The sequence below is a fragment of the Novosphingobium sp. 9 genome, from assembly GCF_025340265.1.
Lineage (GTDB): Bacteria > Pseudomonadota > Alphaproteobacteria > Sphingomonadales > Sphingomonadaceae > Novosphingobium.
Window position 1 is genome coordinate 578,799 of record NZ_CP022708.1, and the last position, 21,294, is coordinate 600,092.

Sequence of the window (21,294 nt, forward strand, 5' to 3'; positions counted from 1 at the left end):
ATGACAGGATGAAGACGTGATCGAACAACAGGCCATCGTGATCGCGCTGATCGGCGCGCTGGGCATCGGGGCGCAGTGGATCGCCTGGCGCACCGGCTGGCCCGCCATCGCGCTGATGCTGCTGGCGGGGATCATCGCCGGGCCGGTGACGGGGCTGATCGTGCCCTCGCACACCTTTGGCGAGCTGCTGGAGCCGGTGATCTCCATCGCCGTGGCGCTGATCCTCTTCGAGGGCGGCCTCAGCCTCAATTTCCGCGAGCTGCGCAATACCGGAACGGCCGTGCAGCGCCTGCTGGTGCTGGGCGTCCCCATCGGCTGGGGGCTGGGCGCGCTGGCGTGCTATTATGTCGCGGGGCTCGTCTGGCCGGTGGCGATCCTGTTCGCCGGGATTCTCGTGGTGACCGGACCGACCGTGGTGCTGCCGCTGCTGCGCCAGAGCAATGTCGCCTCGCGCCCTGCCGCGATCCTCAAGTGGGAAGCCATCGTCAACGATCCGATGGGCGCGTTGCTGGGCGTTGTTACCTACGAATACCTGCGCCGCGCGGATGCGGGCGGCACGCTGCTGAGTGTGGTGATCTCGCTGATCGGCGCGGCGATTCTCGCCTGCGTGATCGGTTATGCCGCCGCGCGCGCCGTGGGCTGGGCCTTCCCGCGCGGCCATGTGCCCGAATACCTGAAAGCCCCGGTGCTGCTGGTGACGGTGATCGGCGTCTTCGTGCTCTCGAACCTGATCCAGCAGGAGACCGGCCTGCTGACCGTGACGGTGATGGGCGTGGCGCTGGCCAACATGCGCCTGACCTCCTTGCGCGATATTCGCCCGTTCAAGGAGAACGTCACCGTCCTGCTGATCTCGGGCGTGTTCGTGCTGCTGTCGGCCTCGCTCAATTTCGACGTGCTGCGCCAGTTCGAGTGGCGCTTCCTCGCCTTCCTGCTCTCGTTGCTGTTCATCGTGCGCCCTGCCGCCGTGCTGCTCAGCCTCGCGTTCAGCAAGATTCCGTGGAACGAGCGCCTGCTGGTCGCGTGGATCGCGCCGCGCGGTATCGTGGCGGTGGCGATCTCGGGCCTGTTCGCGTTGCGCCTTGCGAACATCGGCTATGGCGACGGCACGATCCTCATCACGCTGTCGTTCTCGGTGGTGGTGGCGACGATCCTGTTCCACGGCTTCTCGATCAAGACCGTCGCGCGGTTGCTGAAAGTCACCGGCGCGCCGCGTCGCGGGCTGCTGGTGGTGGGCGCGACGCCGTGGAGCTACTCGCTGGCCGAGCAGCTGACGCAGATGGAAGTGCCGGTCACGCTGTGCGACACCAGCTGGCAGCGCCTTGCCAGCGCGCGGCAGGCGGGTATCCCGACCTATCATGGCGAGATCCTGTCCGAAGCCACGCACGAGCGGCTCGATCTCGGGCAGTTCCTGGCGCTGGCGGCAGTCAGCAACAACGAGGCCTACAACGCGCTGATCTGCAACGAGTTCGCGCCCGAGATGGGCCGCGACAACGTCTATCAGCTGGGCGATGCGAGCGACGAGGAAGATCACCGCGCGCTGCCGGAATCGCTGCGCGGGCGCGCGCTGTTCGCGGCGGGACACGGCGTGGAGGACATCTTCCGGCGCGAGCGCGAAGGCTGGTCCTTCCGCAAGACGCGCATTTCCGAACAGTTCGATTTCGAGACGGCGCAGGCCGACTTGCCCGACGGTACGGATATGCTGCTGCTGCTGCGCAAGAACGGAACGCTGCGTTTCTTCACCCATGCCTCGCGGCCCACGCCGCAGGCCGGTGACACGATCCTCTCCTACGTCCCGCCCGGCGGCAAGCCGCGGCGCACGAAGCAGGAGAGCAAGACGGAGAAGGAGGCCGCACAATGAGTCGCACGATCACCACACCCTGTCTGACCCTGTTGGGCGCGCTGGCGCTGGCAACCGCAGGCTGCCACGACAATGCGGGGCAGAGCGACGCTCAGCCCTCTGCGAGCGCCTCGGATGACAGTGACGCCATCGGCGATGCGCCCTCGGCAGCGGCGGACGACAGCCCGAAGTCGATCCTGCGTCCCGACGTGCTGCCCGAAGGCGGCGCGACCGAGGCCCCGAAGATCGAGCCCGCGCACATCATCGTGCCGTTCGGCGCGTCGGGCCTGAAGCTCGACGATGCCGGCAAGGCGCTGGTCGACAGTGCATTGGCGAGCCCGGCGGCAGGGCTTGGCGGGCCGATCATCCTGCGCGGCTCCACGGACTCGCACGGTTCGGACGGCGACAACAAGGTGTCCTCGCGCAAGCGCGCCGAGGCGGTGCGGGCCTATATGGTCTCCAAGGGCGTGCCCAGAGATCGCATCAGCGTGATCGCGCTGGGCGAGACGCGCCCGATCGCGCCCAACGCCAACGAGGACGGCAGCGACAATCCCGAAGGCCGCGCCCGCAACCGCCGCGTGGAGATCGAGATCGACCTGCCCGCGCCGCCGCCTTCGGATGCGCCTTCCGACAAGCCCTCGGATGCGGGCTCCCCGACGCCTGCGCCCAGTCCCACACCTGCTAAACGTTCGGTGAAACAGTGAGCGATACCCTGACCTCGCGCCGCGTCCTGCGCCAGCACCCGGCGTTGCGCGATGACATTGCCGACCTCACTACCCGCCGTCCCTTGCCGGGGCCGGGGCTGCCGCTGCTCGATCCGTTCCTGTTTCTCAACCACCATGGGCCGCAGATTTACCCGGCGCCCAACCGGGGGCTGCCGTTCGGCCCGCATCCGCATCGCGGCTTCGAGACGGTCAGCTTCATCCTGACCGGCGAGATGGCGCACCTCGACAGCGGCGGTCACGAAAGCGTGATCGCGGCGGGCGGGGTGCAATGGATGACGGCCGGATCGGGGCTCGTCCACGCCGAGATTTCGCCAGCCTCGTTCAAGCGCACGGGCGGTCAGCTGGAAATCCTCCAGCTGTGGGTCAATCTGCCCGCGCGCCTCAAGATGACGCAGCCGAGCTATACCGGGCTTCAGCGCGCGGATATTCCCGCGATCGCGCTGGAAGGCGAGCATGGCGCAGGCGGATCGCTGGACCTGATTTCGGGCAGCTTCGCCGGGCATGAAGGCGCCTATCGCTCGCTCACCGAGGTGATGATGAGCACGGTCACGCTGGAGACGGGCGGCCACGCCGTGCTGCCCTCGCCCAGGGGGCGCACGGTGTTCCTCTACGTGGTTTCAGGCGCGCCCGAGATTGGCGGCACGCCTGTCAGGGAAGCGCACCTGATCGAACTGGATGCCGAGGCGGAATACGTCCACGTCCGCGCGCCGAGCGGCCCGGTGCGGCTCGTCTTCGGCCATGCCGATCCGATCGGCGAGCCGGTGGTCAGCCACGGGCCTTTCGTGATGAACACGCGCGAGGAAATCGTGCAGGCGATCCACGATTATCAGGCGGGCAAGTTCGGCGCGATCCCGCAGCTGGACTGACGGATCGCGCCTGCTGCCGGATCAGGAGTCGGATCAGTCGGGGGCGATCCATTCGCTGAGATCGTCTGCCTGCCCGATCAGCGCGAGGCCGTGGGCGATCGAGGTCAGCTCGTCGCCCGTGGCGATGCGCGAGGTGCCGAAACGCGCCTCGAACAGCGCGCGCACGGCGGGGATCAGCGAGGAACCGCCGGTCAGGAACACATGGTCGATGCCGCTTGCATCCAGCCCGGCGCTGGCGAGCGCCTCGCCCACCGTTTCGTCGATGCGGGCAAGGTCGGGCGCAATCCAGCCCTCGAAATCGGCGCGGGTGACGCGCGCTTCCAGCTCGATACCGTCCTCGTGGAAGGTGAGGGAGCCTTCCTCGTTCGAGGACAGCGTGCGCTTGAGGCGCCCGACCGCCTCGTAGAGCCCGTGGCCCAGTTCGTGTTCGACCACCGCGATCATCCGGGCGATGGCGGCGGGATCGGTGGCAGCGCGGTGCAGGCGGGCGAGTTCCTCCATCGTGCGGCGGTTGCGCATCATCGCAAGGCGCGACCAGTCGCCGAAATCCGCGAAGTGGCCGGGCGGAATTTCCAGCACCTTGTCGAACGAGCGATAGGTGCCGCCCTTGCCGAGCAGCGGCAGCACCAGATGGTCCATGATGCGGAAGTCGAAGCGGTCCCCGGCAATGCCGATACCCGCCGAGCCCAGCGGCGTGCAGCGCTGCGCCGCACCCGGCGCCTCGATCCGCACCACCGAAAAGTCGCTGGTGCCGCCGCCGAAGTCGGCCACCAGCAGCGTTGCCGGCTCGCTCAGCCGCTGCGCGAAGCTGTAGGCCGCGCCGAGCGGCTCGTAGACGTAGTGGACCTGCCGCCGCAGCATCGCGAACATCGCATCGTAACGCGTTTTGGCCAGTGCCGCATCGGGCCGCGCGCCGACATAGCGCACCGGTCGTCCGACGATCACCCGCTCAGGCAGATCGGCCAGCGCCTTGCCGCCGCGCGCGATCAGGTGGCGCAGGAACACCTGCCCCATATCCTCGAAACGCATCCGCTTTTCGAACAGGTTGGCGCTTTCGAACGCCGGGTTCGCCGCGACCGACTTGAACGACTGGATGAAGCGCGAGCCTTGCGGGAAGTCGAGGAATTCGGCGATAGCCCAAGGCCCCGCCTCGTGCGCCAGCGCGCCGCGCACGTCCTCGTCCTGCCAGAAGCACAGGGCGGAGCGGAACACCTGCGCGGTGCTGTTCTGCGGCGCCGCGAACGAGACCAGTTCGGCGCTCTCCGCCCCCGTAGTCCCTGCGACGACCGAATTGGTGGTGCCGAAGTCGATGCCGACCGCGTGGATCAGGTCGGATGCGGGAGAGGTCGGCACGGTGGGGAGGCTCCTTGGGCGAGGGTCCGGGAAGGGGGCGGCGCTATGGCAGGGCACCCTGCTACTCGCAACCCCCTGCCGTTCGAACCCGAGCCCCACCGTGCCCGGAGTTTTCCCTTACTTCAAGCCGCCACCCAGCGCGCGGTAGAGTTCGACCGCGTTGCTCTGCCGCTCCAGCCGCGTCGAGACGAGGCTGACTTGCGCGGTGTACCATGAACGCTGCGAATCCAGCGTCGTCAGGAACGGATCGATGCCTTCGTCGTAGCGGGCCTGCGCGATCTTGTAGGCGCCCTTCGAGGCATCCTCCAGCGAGACCTGCGCCTTCAGCTGCTCGTCGATGGTGCCGCGCCGGGCAAGGGCATCGGCGACTTCGCGAAAGCCGGTCTGCACCGACTTCTCATAGGTCGCCACCATCGCATCATAAGTCGCGCGAGCATAGCGCAGGTTGCCCTGATTGCGCCCGAAGTCGAAGATCGGCACGCTGGCGGTCGGCGCGACTGACCAGTAATCGCTGCCGTTCCCGAACAGGTTCGACAGGCCAAGGCTGAGCGTGCCGAAGGCAGCGGTCAGCGAGATCTTCGGGAAGAAAGCCGCGCGCGCCGCGCCGATATTGGCATTGGCGGCGCGTAGCTGGTGCTCTGCCGAAACGATGTCCGGGCGGCGCAGCAGCACCTCGGAGGGCAGGTTCGCGGGGAGATTGGCGATCGTCGCATCGTCGGTGCCGAGGCCATCGGGCAGCATCGCGGCGGGAACGGTGGTGCCCGCCAGCAGGTTCAGCAGGTTCTGGTCCTGCGCCACGGCGGTCGTTGCCGAGGCGAGGTCGCTGCGGGCCTGATCGTATGTCGTCTGCGCCTGCTTGATTTCGAGATCCGAGGCGATCCCTTCCTTGGCGCGGCTTTTCGTGATGTCGAGCGTCTGGCCGAACGCCTTCATCGTTTCGCGCGCGATGTTCAGGCGGTCCTGATCGGCGGCCATCGTCAGCCAGCCGGTGGCGATCTGCGAGATCAGCGTGACCTGCGCCGCATCGCGGTTCGCCTGGCTGGCGAAGTAGCTCTCCTGTGCGGCCTGCGTCAGGTTGCGGACCCGACCGAACAGGTCGATTTCCCACGCCGAGACGCCGACATTGGCCTGATAGATATCGGCGCGGGTCGAGCTTCCCGCTGCGGCGCCTGCGCCGGTTCCCGTCCCGCCTGCCACGCCGCCAAGCCCTGCTGGCGTGCGCTGGTAGGTGGCGGTGCCGTTGGCGCCGAGCGTCGGGAACAGGTCCGCGCGCTGGACCTTGAACTGCGCGCGGGCCTGCTCGACGTTGGCGAGCGAAATGCGCAGGTCGCGGTTGTTCTGCAACGACAGGGCGATCAGCTGGCGCAGCCGCTCGTCGGTGAAGAAGTCATGCCAGGCAAGGCCCGCAGGCTGCACCGCTCCGCCCTGTTCCGGGCCATAGGCCGCGCCTTGCGGCGTGGTCTCGGGCACGGGAGCGGCAGGGCGGACATACTTGGGCGCCATGTTGCAGCCCGAGAGCAGCGCGGCGCCGGCAAGAGCAACAGTAAGGGTCGGGGTGAGAGCGAGGTGTTTGCGCATGTCAGGCCTCCTGCCCGCTGGTGGTAGAGGGGCCGGTATCAGAGGGCGTGCGGCCGCCCACGTTGTCCTGCTTGAACAGCTGCTTCACCAGACGGAAGAAGGTGGGGACGAAGAAGATCGCCAGCACAGTTGCGGAGAGCATGCCGCCCACCACGGCCGTACCGATGGCGTTCTGGCCGCCCGCGCCCGCACCGGACGAGATCGCCAGCGGCAGCACGCCGAAGATGAACGCGAAGCTGGTCATCAGGATCGGACGCAGGCGCAGCTTGGCGGCTTCCAGCGCCGCTTCGCCCGCGCTGAGCCCCTCGCGCATCTTCTCTTCCGCGAACTCGACGATCAGGATCGCGTTCTTCGCAGAGACGCCGACCGTGGTGATCAGGCCCACCTGCAGGTAGATGTCGTTGTTGAGGCCGAACAGCCACGCGGCACCGACGGCACCCAGCACGCCCAGCGGCACTACCAGCAGCACCGCAATCGGCACCGACCAGCTTTCGTAGAGCGCGGCAAGGCACAGGAACACGATCAGCAGCGAGAGCGCATAGAGCGCCGGAGCCTGCCCTGCCGAGAGCTGCTGCTCATAGCTGAGGCCGGTCCATTCGAAGCTGATCCCTGCGGGCAGCTTGGCGGCGAGTTCCGTCATTGCCTGCATCGCCTGTCCGGTGGAGTGACCCGGCGAGGGGCTGCCCATCAGCTCGATCGAAGGCACGCCGTTATAGCGCTCCAGCTTCGCCGGACCCGTGATCCAGTGCGAGGACGAGAACGAGGAGAACGGTGCCATCGTGCCGTTGGTGGCCCGCACATAGAGGTCGCCGATGGATTCGGGCGAGGTGCGGAAGGTATCGTCGGCCTGTACATAGACCTTCTTCACGCGGCCACGGTCGATGAAGTCGTTGACGTAGCTGCCACCGAACGCCGCGCTGAGCGTGGTGTTCACGTCGCCCAGATTGAGGCCGAGCGAGCCTGCCTTCTCCTGATCGACATCGAGCTTGAGCTGCGGCGTATCTTCCAGACCGTTGGTACGCACCATCATCAGGCGCGGGTCCTTGGCGGCCATGCCGAGCAGCTGGTTGCGCGCGGCGATCAGCTTTTCGTGGCCAAGGTTTTCCTCGTCCTTCAACTCGAAGTCGAAGCCGTCCGCGTTGCCGAGTTCGAGCACGGCGGGCGGGTTGAAGGCGATGGCCATGCCGGTGCGGATCTTGGCGAAGGCGGCATTGGCGCGCGCGGCGATGGCATCGACCTTGTTGTCCTTGCCGCCGCGTTCCGACCAGTCCTTCATGCGCACGAAGGCGATGCCGACGTTCTGGCCCTGACCCACGAAGCCGTAGCCTGCGACGGTGAAGACCGAGGCGACGTTCTTGCCCTCGTCCTTGAGGTAATGGTCGTTCATGCGATCAAGCGTGCGCTGCGTTTCCTCGATCGAGCTGCCGACCGGCAGCGTGACCTGGCTGAACATCAGGCCCTGATCCTCGGCAGGCAGGAAGCCGCCGGGCAGGCGCCAGAAGATGAAGCCGACGCCGACGAGCACCAGCGCATAGACCACCAGCGTGCGGCCCCAGCTGCGCTCGACGCGTTCCACGCCCTTGCCGTAGCGATCGCGCGTGCGGTCGAAGGTGTCGTTGAACCAGGCGAAGAAGCGGCCGAAGATCCCCTTGGGGCGGTCCTCGCCGTGGGCTTCCTTGTGCGGTTTCAGGATCGTGGCGCAGAGCGCGGGTGTCAGCACCAGCGCCACCAGCACCGAGAGCGCCATCGAGGAGACGATGGTGATCGAGAACTGGCGATAGATCACGCCGGTCGATCCGCCGAAGAAGGCCATCGGCAGGAACACCGCCGACAGCACCAGACCGATGCCGATCAGCGCGCCGGAGATTTCCTCCATCGACTTGAGCGCGGCTTCCTTCGGGGAAAGATGCTCCTCCTGGATCAGGCGCTCGACGTTCTCGACCACGACGATGGCATCGTCGACCAAGAGGCCGATCGCCAGCACCATGCCGAACAGGGTGAGAGTGTTGATCGTGAACCCGGCCAGCTGGAGCACCGCGAAGCTGCCCAGCAGCACCACGGGCACCGCGATGGTGGGAATGATCGTCGCGCGCCAGTTCTGCAGAAACAGGAACATGACGAGGAACACCAGCACCACCGCCTCGACCAGCGTGTGAACCACTTCCTCCACCGAGAGGCGAACGAAGGTGGAGTTGTCGAGCGGGTAGGCGACCGTCACGTCAGGCGGGAAATCGCGCGAGAGCTTGGCGACTTCGGCCTTCACGTCGGCCACGGTCTGCAGCGCATTGGCGCCCGGCGCCAGCTTGATCGCGAAGCCCGAGGCCGGGTGGCCGTTGTAGCGGGCAAGGAAGCTGTAGTTCTCCGAGCCCAGTTCGACGCGCGCGACATCGCCCAGATGGACGACCGAGCCGTCGGTGCCGCTGCGCAGGATGATCTTGCGGAACTGCTCGGCGGAGGTCAGGCGCGTCTGCGCGGTGATGATGGCGTTGAGTGCCTGCCCCTTGGGCGCGGGCAGCGAGCCGATCTGGCCTGCGGAAACCTGCGCGTTCTGGGCCTGAATGGCGCTCGTCACGTCCGCCATCGTCAGCGACAGGTTGGTCAGCTTGAGCGGATCGACCCAGATGCGCATTGCATACTGCGCGCCCAGCACCTGACTGTCACCCACGCCGGTGATGCGGCTGAGCGGGTCCTGCAGCTTCGAAGCGACATAGTCACCCAGATCGACCTGCGTGTGGCTGCCGTCCTTGGAATAGAGCGCGACGACGAGCAGGAAGTTCTTGGTCGCCTTGGTGACGCGCAGGCCCTGGGCCTGGATCTCCGAAGGCAGCATCGGCGTCGCCTGCGTCAGCTTGTTCTGCACCTGCACTTGCGCGATGTCGGGATCGGTCCCTTGCGCGAAGGTCAGCGTGATCGTCAGGTTGCCGGCGCTGTCCGACGAAGACGACATGTATTCCAGATGGTCGAGGCCCTTCATCTGCTGCTCGATCACCTGCGTGGTGGTGTTTTCGAGCGTCTGGGCATCGGCGCCGGGATACAGTGTCTGGATGGCAATCGCGGGCGGGGCGATCTCGGGATACTGCGCGATCGACAGCGAGCGGATGGCAAGGCCACCCGCCAGCATGAGGATGATCGCGACGACCCAGGCGAAGATCGGCCTGTGGATGAAATAGCGGGAGATCATCGGCTTACTTCCCGCCCTGCTGCGTTCCCGAAGTGTCGGCGCCGTTTGGCTGGCCGTTGGAGGGCTGATCCGCCACCGTCACCTGCTGCGGGGCCTTGGGCGTCACCGTCTGGCCGGGCTTGAGCATCAGCAGACCCTCGACGATCAGCTTGTCACCCGCCTTGAGGCCGCTGGTGACGACCCACTTGTCGCCCACGGCGCGGTCGGTGACGAGCTTGCGCTGTTCCACCTTGTTGTCAGGCCCGACGACCAGCGCGACCGAATCGCCCTTCTCGTCGCGGGTCACGCCCTGCTGCGGGGCCATGATCGCCTGCTGGCGCACACCCTCGACCAGCTTGGCGCGCACGAACATGCCCGGAAGCAGCGTGCCGTCCGGGTTCGGGAAGGTGGCGCGCACCGTCACAGAGCCGGAGGACTGGTCCACCGTGACGTCGGAGAATTCCAGCTTGCCCTCGATCGGATAGACCTTGCCGTTGGGCAGGATCAGCTGGACGCGCGCGGCATCGGGCGTGTCGCGGGTCACGGCACCGCCGTGGATCGCATCGCGCAGGTTGAGGAGGTCGGCGGCGGGCTGCGTCACGTCGACATAGACGTTGCCCATCGACTGGATGGTGGTCAGTGCCGTGGCCTGTCCGGTCTGCGCCAGCGCACCCACCGTCACCAGCGAGCGACCGATGCGGCCCGAGATCGGCGCGCGGATCGAGGTGTAGTTGAGGTTCACGCGCGCGGCCTCGACATCGGCCTTGCGGGCGGCGACGGTCGCCTGCGCCTCTTGCGCTGCGGCATCGGCATTATCGACGTCCTGCTGCGCCACACCCTTCACCGCGAGAAGGCGGTGATAGCGCTCGGCCTGCAGCTTCGTGGAGCGGATCTGCGCCTGTGCCATCGCCAGCGTGCCCAGCGCCGAGGCGAGGGCCGCACGATAGGGCGCGTCGTCGATCTTGTAGAGCACCTGCCCCTGCTTCACCATTGCGCCTTCGGTGAACAGGCGCTGGCGGATGATGCCGCTGACCTGCGGGCGCACTTCGGAGCTTTCCACGGCCAGGATGCGGCCCGGCAGCTCGGTGGAGAGCGTCACCGGCTCCGGCTTCAGTGTCACCACGCCGACTTCGGGCGGCGGCGGAGTGGCTGCCTTCTGGCCGCCACCGCAACTGGAGAGCAGCGCGCCCGAGAGCGCCAGCGTGGTCAGGCCCGCGATGGGGGGAAACGCAGAAGGTTGGCCATTTGTCGCAATACCGCCTAGAAATGGAATGAGCGTTCATTCATGTAATTCGTGCCATAGGCGCGGTGCGAGTCGACGCACAAGAGAAAAGTAGGACTGATGACCAAGAGATCGACGGACGGAGGGCGCGAGAAAGTCGTTGCAGCCGCACGTATGCTGTTCGAGCAGCGCGGTTTTCACCAGACCGCCATGTCCGAACTGTCGGAGCGGGCCGGGGTGAGCGTCGGCCAGATCTATCGCCTCTTCGCCAGCAAGAGCGAGATGATCCTGGCGATCATTCATGAAGATACCGAGGCAAAGCTGGTCCGATTCGGCCTGATCCGCGCCGATCTGGAAGCCGGGCGCATCACCGCGCGTGAGGCCTTGCGTCGGCTGGCCGCCGAAGCGCTCGCCCATGAGCAGCAGGCGCTGACGTTCGAGATACTCGCCGAAGGCTTTCGCAACCCCAGGACCGGCGACGAGATCGGCCAGTTCTGCGACCGTTATCGCGGTGCGCTGAGCGCGCTGATCCGCGCGGCGGCGGGCGAAATGGAGCCAGGGCGCCTTGCCGCTGCGGAGGAAGTGCTGATGGGCCTGCTGTTCGGCCTGGGCAATCGCGCGCTGTGCCGTCCACGACTTGGCCCCGAGGAAACCGCTGATTTCGCAGCGGACATGATGGTGGCGATGCTGCGCGGATGACGAGAAGGGGGCCATCAGGGCCCCCGGACGCCAGCTCCCGGTTCAGGCGCGTGCCGTCACGATCCACGCGGCCCCGTCGATCAGCACGGAGCGCTCGCCCGGCTTCTTGTCGAAGGCCGCACGCACCGCTTCGGAAGCGCGGAGGCGGACTTCGGCATCCTGATCGGCGAGCGCGCGCGAAAGCGGTCCGACTGCCGAGGCCATGCGCAGAGCATCGTCCAGCGCATCCTCGCGCGAGACACCCTGCCCGAAGGGAATCGTGAAATCATACGGGGTTATGTCGATCCGGTTGTAGCCGGCCTGCGTCAACATGCCCCTGATCCACGCGCGGTCGGCGAATGCGAACGGGCCGGGGGTATAGCCGGGAGGCGGGGCGGGCGGCGTAGGCACGATCCCGGCGAGGGCATCCAGCGGCAGGCGTACCCAATCGTTCTCCCGCGCGCCGCGCCAGCAGACGAAGGCCAGCCGTCCGCCCGGTTTCAGGGCGCGGTGCATATGCGCGAAGGCGAAAGTCGGATCGTCGAAGAACATCACCCCGAAGCGCGAGAACAGCAGGTCGAACGCGGCATGGCGCAACCCCGCGCTCCCGGCATCGCAGATACTGAACGTGACCGAAGACCCGACCGGCATCCGCTCGCGCGCACGGCGGATCAGCGGCGCGGAAATATCGACGCCCAGAACCTGCCCGGCAGGGCCGACCCGTTGCGCCAGCGCCAGTGTCGAAGTCCCCGCGCCGCAACCGACATCCAGCACATGTTCGCCCTTGCGCGGCCATGCGGCGGCCAGCGCAGCCTCGCCGAACGGCGCCAGCATCGCATCGAGCCGTTGCTGGTGGTCCACCCAGCGCTGTCCGCTGCGACCGTTCCAATCCGAGACCTGATAAGCGTTCTGCTGGGCCATGCCTACTCCGTATATGCGAATGCGTCGCAATATAAATAATGAGCCGGGTATGGCAATGGCTAAAGCCAAAGTTTGATGGTTCTGCCCCTCTTAGCCGCTGAGACCCTTGCGTCTTGTATAAGTCATAGAATTCAGGCGGAATTTTCGGCGACGTCGGCGTCCGATCCGTAGACCCACAGGCCAAATATCTCTGCCAGACTGCGATGGCTTTCCACTTCCATCGCCACTTGCAGATCGCGACTGGTGACGGTGCCGCCCGCATGTGCCCGCGTGTAGCGACGCAGGCCGCTCCAGAATGCGCGTTCGCCCAGGGTATGGCGCAACGCGTCCATGAACAGCGCGCCCTTGCTGTACTGCACCGCGCGACGGGTGCCGAGGTTGGGATATGTCCCGCCCCATGCCAGCGGCTTGTCGAACCCGGCGGCCCGCGCGCGGGCAAGCCGCGCACGGGCGAGATCGAGTTCCGCCTCGTAGGCGGCATGGCCGAAACGATGCTCTTTCCAGGCGGCGGTCATGAAGGTGGTGATGCCCTCGTTCAGCCAGAACTCGCGCAGGCTGGTGCAGGTGATCAGGTTGCCCCACCACTGGTGCGCCAGTTCGTGGGCGATGGCCCAGTCCTCTACCGGATCGCCGGGAGCCTGTGGCACGGCTTGGGTCCCGACGACCGAATAAGTCGCGGCTTCCTGCGCCTCGTCGCCGGGAACGAGCAACTGGGCATAGCGCCGGGCGGGCAAGGCGACGCCTGCCTTGCCGGAGAAGAACTCCGCGATGGCGCCGGTCTCGGCGAAGCGGCGGCGCAGGGACGTGGCATCGGTGCCAATGCCCCAGGTGGTCAGCCGCGCGGCACCGGCGCGTTCCTCGACCCTTGTGAAATGCCCGATGGCGAAGCCGTAGAGGTAAGCGGAATAGGGCCGCGTCTTCCAGCGCTCGATCGAGGCCCCATCGGCTTGCGAGAGCGTGCGGACATGGCGGCCGACCGCCAGCGCGCGCATCCCGGCAGGTACCCGCAAGTCCAGCGTGAGCGGGGCCTTGTCCCCGAAAGCGTTCTGCGCGCAGACCATCCAGTCGCAGGCGAAATATCTGGTATAGAGCGACTCTCCAGCCACGACGAAGCCGCGCGCGGGAGTGCCGTGGTACGTCAGTTTCAAGGTGATACGCTGGCCGCGCGCGCCATCATCACCGGGAAGCGGAAATATCAGCGCGTCTCCGCGATGAACGGGCGTCACCGCTATGCCTCGCACCGTTGCGCTGTCGATCGTGAGGGTGTTGTCGCTGAACGCCAGCTCTCGCACGTTTGGCCGTGTGAGACGCAGGGTGATGACTTGCCGCGCCGTCAGCGACTTGCCGGCGATGTCCGGTGTCAGTTCCAGCCGCTGTGCAAGAACATCGTACCCTGCCGATGTCTGGCTGTCCTGCGTTACGGCCCGCGCGCTGACCGGCAGGCAGGCGATGCTCAGTGCCACAAGCCCGGTGATCGTTTGCCGGTTGCCTTTCATTCTTGTCACTCTCCGCCGTTTGTGCCGATGTACGCAAGAAATAGTATGTAAAATACAGAAAATGAGCGCCTTAAAAGTATTTACGATGCCTGCTGCCGAGTAATTTCCCTTGAGGCTTCGTTAAGGTGTCTGCACCATCCTCGGGAAAACGGGCGCATCAATTCTGATTCGGGGAACTTGAATGTTTCAAGTGTTCGATTGCGTCTGGACTCAACACGATCACCATGTGGTGGTTCTGGCAGCGCTGGTATGGATCGTGGCCAGCCTGGCGTTCTTCCTGGCTCTTGGCCGCGCGCAGGAATGCGGGCGGGAGCGGCGTGCTTCGTGGCTGGCGCTGGGCGGCCTTGCCGGAGGGCTGGGCGTCTGGGCCACGCACTTCGTCGGCATGCTGGCCTATCACGGCGCGCTGCCTGTCGATTACGATCCTGCAACGACAGTGGTATCTGCTGCTGTTGCGGTGGCGGGCTTCTGGGCTGCGCTGCGCTCGACCGAAACACGCATCGTTCCGGGCTGGCTCGCTGCGGGCACGGCGGCGACGGTCGCCGTCGGGGCGATGCACTTCATCGGCATGGCGGCGGTGCGGACGCAGGGACGGATCGCCTATGACTGGAGCGCGGTGGGGATCGCGGCGATCGTCTCGATCGTCCTGTTCAGCGCCGCGTTCTTGAGCTTTGCGCGTCTGCGCGGGGTGATGCGCATCGCGGGGGCGAGCCTGGCCTCGCTCTTGGCGATCTGCGCGCTGCACTTCACGGCGATGTCCGCGACCAGCCTGATCTATGATCCGACGCTGCCGCGCGTTCCCGATGGCGGTTCGCGCGACTGGCTGATCGCGGCGGTGGTGGGCACGACCATGGTGATCGTGCTGCTGACGGTCGCCTCCACGCTGCTCGATCGCTATCTCACCGATCTGCGCGGCTTTGCTGCAGCGACCATGGAAGGGCTGGTGATCCTGCGCGGCGGCACCATTGTCGAGGCGAACGCGCAGTTCGCCGCGATCATGGGCGAGCCGGGCCGGGCCGAAAGCTTTGTCGGTCGCGATATCGAAACGCTGCTCGCCGCTGCCGACGGCATGGAAGTGGGGCATCACCGCGACAAGCCAGTCGAGGCGCATCCGCGTGACGAGGAAGCCGCGCCTGCGATCGAGTTGGAGGAAGGCCTCATCGGTCTTGAACCCGAGCCGCGCAGTTTCGAGATTTCCGCGCGCGAGATCGAATATCGCGGGCGTCCGGCCACGGTCGTGGCGGTTCGCGACCTGACCGAAGCCAAGGCCGCGCGGCGCCAGATCGAATACCTTGCCCGCCACGACGGGCTTACAGACCTGCCCAACCGGGCCATGTTCCAGGAGCAGCTCGACCGTGCCCTGCGCCGGGCCGAACGCACGGGTGAGGCCGTGGCGCTGCTGGCGCTCGATCTCGATCGCTTCAAGGCGGTGAACGATATCTTCGGCCATGCCGAGGGTGACCGGGTGCTGCGGGCCGTGGCCGACATGCTGCGCCGCGCGGTCCGCAAGACCGATACCGTGGCGCGCATCGGCGGCGACGAGTTCGTCATTCTCCAGACGCTTTCGGACCAGCCCGAGGGCGCGCGCGCACTTTCTGCGCGGATTCTGGAGATGTTCCGCAGCGAAATGGACCCCGCGCATGATCCGATGGCAGTCGGGGTCAGCATCGGTGTCGCGATGTCGCCGCATGACGGCAAGGATGCCGCTGCGCTGCGCCACGCCGCCGATATCGCGCTCTATCGCGCCAAGACGTCTGGCAAGGGCACGGCGGCCTTCTTCGACAAGGAGATGGACATCGCCGCGCGGGCGCGCCGCCAGCTGGAGAGCGACTTGCGCTCGGCACTGGCCGAAGGGCAGCTCTATCTCGCCTACCAGCCGCTCGTCACGACACGCGAAGGGCTGCCGACCGGGTACGAGGCGCTGATCCGGTGGGATCATCCGGAACGCGGCTCGGTGGAGCCGGAAGTCTTCGTGCCGATGGCCGAGGAGACCGGGGCAATCATCACCATCGGTGAATGGGTGCTGCGCCGGGCCTGCCGCGATGCCGCGCGCTGGGCCGAGCCGCTGCGTCTGGCGGTCAATGTCTCGCCGGTACAGTTGCAAGTCGCCAACTTCGAGCACACCGTGCTCGCCGCGCTGCGCTCTGCGGGCCTGCCGCCCGAGCGGCTCGAACTGGAAGTGACCGAGACTGCGCTGATGAAGAACCGCGACGAGACGCTGCGAGTGCTGCTGGCGCTCAAGCGGCACGGCGTGCGGATCGTCATGGACGATTTCGGCACGGGTTACTCCTCGCTCAGCAATCTCCAGAGCTTCCCGTTCGACAAGATCAAGATCGACCGCAGCTTCGTGGCCAACATGGCCAGCGACGAGGCCGCGCGCTCGATCGTGCGGGCGATCGTGGGGATCGGGCGCAGCCTGTCGATGCCGGTGGTGGCCGAGGGGATCGAGACCGAGGCACAGCGCCAGCAGGTGCTCGACGAGGGCTGCCTGCATGCGCAGGGCTTCCTCTATGGGCAGCCGGTCGAGTTTCCCGAGGAAACTTTTGCCGACAGCAGCGAGGGCAAGGCGGCCTGAAAGCGGCGTTTGTGGAATTGCCCCTGATCGCCGAAGCTGTATGAGCGCGGCGAGACAGGCAATTTCAGGACTCTTCTTTCATGCTGACCACGATCGAACCGGGCGCGAGCTTCAAGGACAACCTTCAGGCGCTGCCGTCCATCGCCGGTCTGGACCGGATCGATCTGGTCGCGGTGGATAGCACTGTGGTGGCGAGCATTGCCAACCAGCCGGGGCAGCAGGGCTCGCTGGCAGTCTACAATTATCTGGCACAGGCCTTCGGCGCCGTGAATGCGCAGGCGGCGGCGCATGGCCTGCTGATCTTCGCCGAGCATGTGCCCGATGCGCAGGCGCGCCCCGGCGCCCATCCCAATATCGACCGCCTGCTGGCGATTGCCGCAGGGGGCGAGGCGCTGGCGGTGGAGACGGTCGCAGCGGCGTAAATCGGGCGTCAGGAAGTTTCGCGATAGCCGGGGCGCGCAGGGTCGCGGCCCGGCCAGACGGTCAGCTTCCCCCGCCGCCCAGCACGTTGATCGTGAAGGCCAGCACGCCCAGATTGAACACGAAGGCGGCAAGGCAGTGGATCGTGGCGACGCGCCGGACCGGGGTGGAGGTCATCGCCACGTCCGAGGTCTGGAACGTCATCCCCAGCGTGAAGCTAAAGTAGACGAAATCCCAGTATGTCGGCTCGTGCGTGCCGGGAAAGTCGAGGCCCCGGCAGTCCTCGTCCCCCTTTCCGTCGCCGTTCGTGTCGACGCGGATATAGAACAGGTGCGCGTAGTGCAGCGCGTAGACCATGTTCGAGAACATCCACGCCAGCGCCAGCGTGACGATCACCAGCGCCATCGCGGCGGCGCGCAGGGCGCCCCTGTCCTGCAACCCGGAGTCCTGCAACTCGGAAAACACCGCGATCAGCACCACCAGCGAGACCGCGCCGGTCACGGCCAGCAGCAGCGAGCGGTTGGCATCGTTCTCCCGCGCGAAGCGGCGCATCCGGTCGGCCTCGGTGCATTGCAGCAGGGGCCAGCTGGACAGCAGGAACACCGCAGAGGCCACATCGAACCCGGCCATCATCGCATGGCGCCAACCCAGCAGCGGGGCGAGGACGGGAATGCCGCCTGCCAGCAGAGCCGCGAATACGAGAAAGCGCACGGGCGCCAGGCGATTGCCAAGATGAAGAGCCATTGCCCGCACTATAGCGGGCCGTGCGATGCGGTCTTGCGAAATCTGGCGGCCATGTGGGCGCACCCTTTTTCGATAAGGCTTGTGTTCACTTTGGTGAAAGGCGCGAGGGGGCTATGACAGGCTCGGGGCGCCAAACAGGAGAAGTGACAATGATTCGCAAGCTGATGACCGCCGTGGCTCTGGCCGGCATGATCGCTGCCACGCCGACGCTCGCCGCGCCGTGCAAGGATGCCAAGGGCAAGTTCGTCAAGTGCCCGCCCGTCGTGAAGAAGACGGTCGTCAAGAACGTGGTGAAGGGCAAGGACGGCAAGTGCCGCGTGGCCTCGGGTCCGAACAAGGGCAAGTTCACCAAGTGCTGACCGGATCGGAAAGGCCCCTTGCGTAAATGCGGGGCCTTTCCGGTACTCTGGAACCGATCCGGGCGCCCGGCGCTTACTCCCCCACGGTGCGGCCCGTGGATAGGGCGTGAGGGTTGATCTAGGGTCAGGCCCCGTTACTCGCATCGTCGAGGTTTGAAGCAAAATGGCTCAGCACAAGGAGGGAAGGCGCAGTAATATGCCGATATTTCAAGACTTTCCGACGAAGTGCCGGGCCATTTTGGTCAAATCCCTTCGGGACGCCCGAATGGCTTCCATCTCGAACCAAATCGCCCTTGGAAAGGCAACCAGCCTTCCCGGCGGGCGATTTGGCCCGATATGTTCGCCATTCGGGCGCCTCGACGGTGCGAGTAAGGGGGCCTGACCCTAGCATGCAGAAATCGCGTGATATCGGGCGTCTGGTTGTTGTGACAGGCGTGCTGGCGCTGCTGGCGGGATGCCACGCGCGGCACAACGAGGGCGCGCCTCCACGGGCGGAGGATCGCTTCGATATCGAGGCGCAGCCCTCGACCATCGCGGTGCCGGTGCAGGCGGATCTGACGGCGCTGGCCGCGACACTGGAAACGCAAGTGCCGCGCACGCTCTACACCATCGAGAAGCCCGATCAGACCTGCGTGAAGGCGAAAGAGGTCGACCTCGGCATCGCCAGGCTGAAGACGCCCAAGCTGAAGTGCGATATCGTCGGCGAGGTGAAGCGCGGCGGCATGACGCTCTCGGGCTCCGGCCATACGATCGTGCTGACGATGCCGATCCATGCCGTGGTGCATGCGCAGGACATCGGCGGGGTGCTGAGCCAGGAAACGGCGACGGCGGACGCCACCGCGCGTGCCGAGATCGCCCTCTCGCTCGCGCCCGACTGGACGCCGCGCGGCACAGTAAACATCCGTTACGACTGGACCAATTCGCCGCACATGGACTTTCTCGGCCAGCGGATCGACTTCACCGAGCAGGCCAACCAGAAGCTTGCCCCGGTGATCGCGAAGCTGGAGCGCGAACTGCCGGGGCAACTGGGCAAGCTGGCCCTGCGCGATCAGGTGGGCAAGGCCTGGGCAGGGGCGTTCACCACGCTCTCCCTCAATCGCGAAAATCCGCCGGTGTGGATGCGCGTGACGCCCAAAGCGCTGGAATACGGCGGTTATGAGGTGCGCGGCAACCGGCTGGTAATGAACCTGGGCCTCAAGGCCGTGACCGAGACTTTCGTGGGCAACAAGCCCGCCGACCCGCAGCCGACGCCGCTGCCGCAGGTCAAGCCGCTGGAGGGGCAGGCGGGGCAGCTCTCGTTCTTCATTCCGGTGATTGCCGACTACCACGAACTGGAACCGGTGCTGATGAAGGCGCTGGTCAAGCGCTCCGCGCGCCCCTTTACCGTACCCGGCGTGGGAGACGTGATGGCGAAATTCACCAAAGTCACGATTTACGGCACCACGCGGGCGCGGATCGCGGTGGGTGTGACCTTCGAGGCGCACGATGCGGCCAGACGGCTGGGCGGCACACGCGGCACCGTGTGGCTGGCGGGCAAGCCGGTGAACGCGCCCAATTCACGAAAAGTGGGCTTCGAGAACCTCGCGGTCACCGGGACCACCGACATGACCGGCGGAGATCTGATCCTGCGGCTCGCCAATGCCAGCGGCCTCAACGCCACGATCGCGGCGGGGCTGACGCAGAACTTCGAGCACGATTACGACAAGCTGCTGGGCAAGATCGGCAAGGCCATCGCCGAAAAGCGCGAAGGCGATCTGCTGATCCGCTCACGCATCACCGCCACCCAGACCGGCACGATCGCGGCCTCGGGGCAGGGGCTCTACCTGCCGGTTCGCGCCACGGGCGAGGCATCGGTCACGGTGGCGAAGTGACGCGGATCGGGCGCCGTTCAGGCGTGTCTCGTTAGGGGCATCGGCCAGACGATTCGAAAGGATTTCGCATTTCCATCGACCAGATCATCGCGTCCTACGGATTGCCCGCCGTGTTCCTCGGGTCCGGTATCGAGGGTGAAACGGCGGCGGTGATGGGCGGCATTCTGGCCCACCGGGGGACGCTCTCGCTCGGCCCGGCTCTGCTGGCGGCTTCGCTGGGATCGTTCGTGGTCGATCAGGGCTTCTTCCTGCTCGGCCGCTGCTTTCGTCACCGTCCGTTCGTGCAGCGCATGCAGGAGAAGGCCGTCTTCGCCAAGGCGCTCTCGGTGTTCGAGCGATACCCCTTGCGCTTCGTCTTCGGCTTTCGTTTCCTCACCGGCCTGCGTACGGTCAGCCCGTTGGCGATCGGCACGACCAAGATCCGCGCGCGCACGTTCCTGCTGGTGAACCTGATCGCCGCGCTGGTGTGGGGCGCGATCTTCGTGGGGCTCGGCTATTGCTTCGGGCAGGCGATACAGGCGGCCTTCGGGCGGCTGCGCTCGGTCGTGCCGATCCTGCTCGGCGTCGCGGCGCTCGCCGGTCTCGGCACGCTGGCGATGCGCTGGCGCAAACGCCGACGCGAGCGCAGGGAAGCCTGAGGGCTGGTCCTAGCCCTTCTTCTTTTTCCCGCCCTGCGATGCCAGCATCGTCTTCCAGCGGGCATCGAGGCGCGGCAGGGCCTTGGCGGCGGTAGTCGAACTCACGAAGGAAAGGCCGCGCAGTTTCAGGCTGTGTCCGGCGAACCAGCGCCCGGTGATGGTATAGCCCACGTCATAGAGCGAGACGTTTTCGAACGGCCTGCCATCGACCATGTACTGCGTGGTGATGACCACCGGCAGGCGCTCGTCGCCGCGGCTGTCGTCGGGGAGGCCTGCCTTGTCACGCGCCTGCTTGAGCGCGCTTTCAAACCACGATGCCTCGATGCGCGGCTCGCCGGTGGTGCTCGCGGGGGTGAGGTCGAGCGCGGAGGGGAAGGCGATTTCCTGGCTCTGCACCACCTGATCGGCGGACACGGGGCGCAGGGCCAGCCGGTCGCTGCCGGCGCCCGAAGCGCTCAGGACCAGCGTGCCCGCGCGGGTGGAGGCCTGTTCTGCAACGGCTGCCTTGTCGGCTTCGTCGTCGCTGCGCTGGCTCCAGTTGTTCCACAAGGTCAGCCCCGAGATCACCAGCGCAATCACCGCGACGATCTCGCCGAAGGTGATCCAGCGGCGACGGCTCGCCGTATCGTTGCCGGTTCCTGCACTCATCGTCTTGCGCGCTCCTTGGCGTAGCCTCGGCAGAATGGCCTATGTCGCCGGACTACGCCAGCGCCCTGCGCGTGGATCGCTTTCCGAGGGCTGAATGATGTCGTGTCCTGGCAACGAACAGATATCGTCACGGCATGTTGCGGCAGGGGCTGTCGATATGGCAGAGCCTTTCTCCTGCCGTTCGTCGGGCTCCTCAAAGCCGT

Annotated in this window: 17 protein-coding genes; 9 read left to right on the plus strand and 8 right to left on the minus strand. The window is 66.4% G+C overall.

Annotation, left to right across the window (positions count from 1 at the left end):
• The first annotated feature begins 19 nt into the window (after nucleotides 1-19).
• From CI805_RS17280 to CI805_RS17290, 3 genes are read left to right on the plus strand one after another with little or no spacing between them, the layout of a single operon-like run.
• Entirely contained in the window at nucleotides 20-1,858 is a 1,839-nt protein-coding gene (locus CI805_RS17280) for a cation:proton antiporter (protein WP_260929702.1), read from the plus strand.
• Nucleotides 1,855-2,541 carry an OmpA family protein gene (locus CI805_RS17285; protein ID WP_260929522.1) on the plus strand — a complete coding sequence of 229 codons (687 nt, stop codon included), beginning with the start codon at nucleotides 1,855-1,857 and terminating at the stop codon, nucleotides 2,539-2,541. Before CI805_RS17280 ends, CI805_RS17285 begins: the two co-directional genes overlap by 4 nt.
• Nucleotides 2,538-3,428: a pirin family protein gene (locus tag CI805_RS17290; RefSeq protein ID WP_260929525.1), complete on the plus strand. Its 891-nt coding sequence runs from the start codon at nucleotides 2,538-2,540 to the stop codon at nucleotides 3,426-3,428. The genes CI805_RS17285 and CI805_RS17290 overlap by 4 nt, the downstream gene beginning before the upstream one ends.
• 33 nt (nucleotides 3,429-3,461) lie before the next feature.
• Here the strand turns inward: CI805_RS17290 and CI805_RS17295 are convergent, their stop codons facing one another.
• From CI805_RS17295 to CI805_RS17310, 4 genes are all read right to left on the minus strand, one after another.
• Nucleotides 3,462-4,781: an Hsp70 family protein gene (locus tag CI805_RS17295; RefSeq protein WP_260929527.1), complete on the minus strand. Its 1,320-nt coding sequence runs from the start codon at nucleotides 4,779-4,781 to the stop codon at nucleotides 3,462-3,464.
• A gap of 117 nt (nucleotides 4,782-4,898) precedes the next feature.
• The gene (locus CI805_RS17300; protein ID WP_260929529.1) at nucleotides 4,899-6,359 is read right to left on the minus strand and encodes an efflux transporter outer membrane subunit; all 1,461 of its coding nucleotides are present in this window, start codon (nucleotides 6,357-6,359) and stop codon (nucleotides 4,899-4,901) included.
• 1 nt (nucleotide 6,360) lies between these two features.
• Nucleotides 6,361-9,537, minus strand: a complete 3,177-nt coding sequence (locus CI805_RS17305) for an efflux RND transporter permease subunit (RefSeq protein ID WP_260929703.1) — start codon at nucleotides 9,535-9,537, stop codon at nucleotides 6,361-6,363.
• A gap of 7 nt (nucleotides 9,538-9,544) precedes the next feature.
• The gene (locus tag CI805_RS17310) at nucleotides 9,545-10,738 is read right to left on the minus strand and encodes an efflux RND transporter periplasmic adaptor subunit (RefSeq protein WP_409934983.1); all 1,194 of its coding nucleotides are present in this window, start codon (nucleotides 10,736-10,738) and stop codon (nucleotides 9,545-9,547) included.
• A 123-nt stretch (nucleotides 10,739-10,861) separates the two neighbouring features.
• Here CI805_RS17310 and CI805_RS17315 point away from each other — a divergent pair, with 123 nt between their 5' ends.
• On the plus strand, nucleotides 10,862-11,440 hold the full coding sequence (locus CI805_RS17315; protein WP_260929530.1) for a TetR/AcrR family transcriptional regulator: 579 nt from the start codon (nucleotides 10,862-10,864) through the stop codon (nucleotides 11,438-11,440).
• A 42-nt stretch (nucleotides 11,441-11,482) separates the two neighbouring features.
• Here the strand turns inward: CI805_RS17315 and CI805_RS17320 are convergent, their stop codons facing one another.
• Nucleotides 11,483-12,340: a class I SAM-dependent methyltransferase gene (locus CI805_RS17320; RefSeq protein WP_260929532.1), complete on the minus strand. Its 858-nt coding sequence runs from the start codon at nucleotides 12,338-12,340 to the stop codon at nucleotides 11,483-11,485.
• Nucleotides 12,341-12,471: 131 nt separating this feature from the next.
• The gene (locus CI805_RS17325) at nucleotides 12,472-13,836 is read right to left on the minus strand and encodes a M1 family aminopeptidase (RefSeq protein ID WP_260929534.1); all 1,365 of its coding nucleotides are present in this window, start codon (nucleotides 13,834-13,836) and stop codon (nucleotides 12,472-12,474) included.
• 181 nt (nucleotides 13,837-14,017) lie between these two features.
• On the opposite strand from CI805_RS17325, the gene CI805_RS17330 reads away from it, so the two are divergent.
• Together CI805_RS17330 and CI805_RS17335 are read left to right on the plus strand one after the other, a co-directional pair.
• A complete protein-coding gene (locus CI805_RS17330) occupies nucleotides 14,018-16,411 on the plus strand; it encodes an EAL domain-containing protein (RefSeq protein ID WP_260929537.1) in 2,394 nt (797 codons plus the stop codon).
• A gap of 80 nt (nucleotides 16,412-16,491) precedes the next feature.
• Nucleotides 16,492-16,833 carry a DUF2322 family protein gene (locus tag CI805_RS17335; protein ID WP_260929540.1) on the plus strand — a complete coding sequence of 114 codons (342 nt, stop codon included), beginning with the start codon at nucleotides 16,492-16,494 and terminating at the stop codon, nucleotides 16,831-16,833.
• A gap of 61 nt (nucleotides 16,834-16,894) precedes the next feature.
• On the opposite strand, the gene CI805_RS17340 is transcribed toward CI805_RS17335, so the two are convergent.
• Entirely contained in the window at nucleotides 16,895-17,575 is a 681-nt protein-coding gene (locus tag CI805_RS17340; protein ID WP_260929543.1) for a DUF1345 domain-containing protein, read from the minus strand.
• 149 nt (nucleotides 17,576-17,724) lie between these two features.
• Here CI805_RS17340 and CI805_RS17345 point away from each other — a divergent pair, with 149 nt between their 5' ends.
• The 3 genes from CI805_RS17345 (at nucleotide 17,725) to CI805_RS17355 (ending at nucleotide 20,443) form a co-directional block, all read left to right on the plus strand.
• Entirely contained in the window at nucleotides 17,725-17,934 is a 210-nt protein-coding gene (locus CI805_RS17345) for a hypothetical protein (protein ID WP_260929545.1), read from the plus strand.
• A gap of 389 nt (nucleotides 17,935-18,323) precedes the next feature.
• Nucleotides 18,324-19,805 carry a DUF4403 family protein gene (locus CI805_RS17350; protein WP_260929547.1) on the plus strand — a complete coding sequence of 494 codons (1,482 nt, stop codon included), beginning with the start codon at nucleotides 18,324-18,326 and terminating at the stop codon, nucleotides 19,803-19,805.
• Nucleotides 19,806-19,915: 110 nt separating this feature from the next.
• Nucleotides 19,916-20,443: a DedA family protein gene (locus CI805_RS17355; protein ID WP_260929551.1), complete on the plus strand. Its 528-nt coding sequence runs from the start codon at nucleotides 19,916-19,918 to the stop codon at nucleotides 20,441-20,443.
• Nucleotides 20,444-20,452: 9 nt separating this feature from the next.
• Here CI805_RS17355 and CI805_RS17360 read toward each other — a convergent pair whose 3' ends face one another.
• Complete coding sequence (locus CI805_RS17360; RefSeq protein WP_260929553.1) at nucleotides 20,453-21,091, minus strand: hypothetical protein; 639 nt, start codon at nucleotides 21,089-21,091, stop codon at nucleotides 20,453-20,455.
• Nucleotides 21,092-21,294 lie beyond the last annotated feature (203 nt).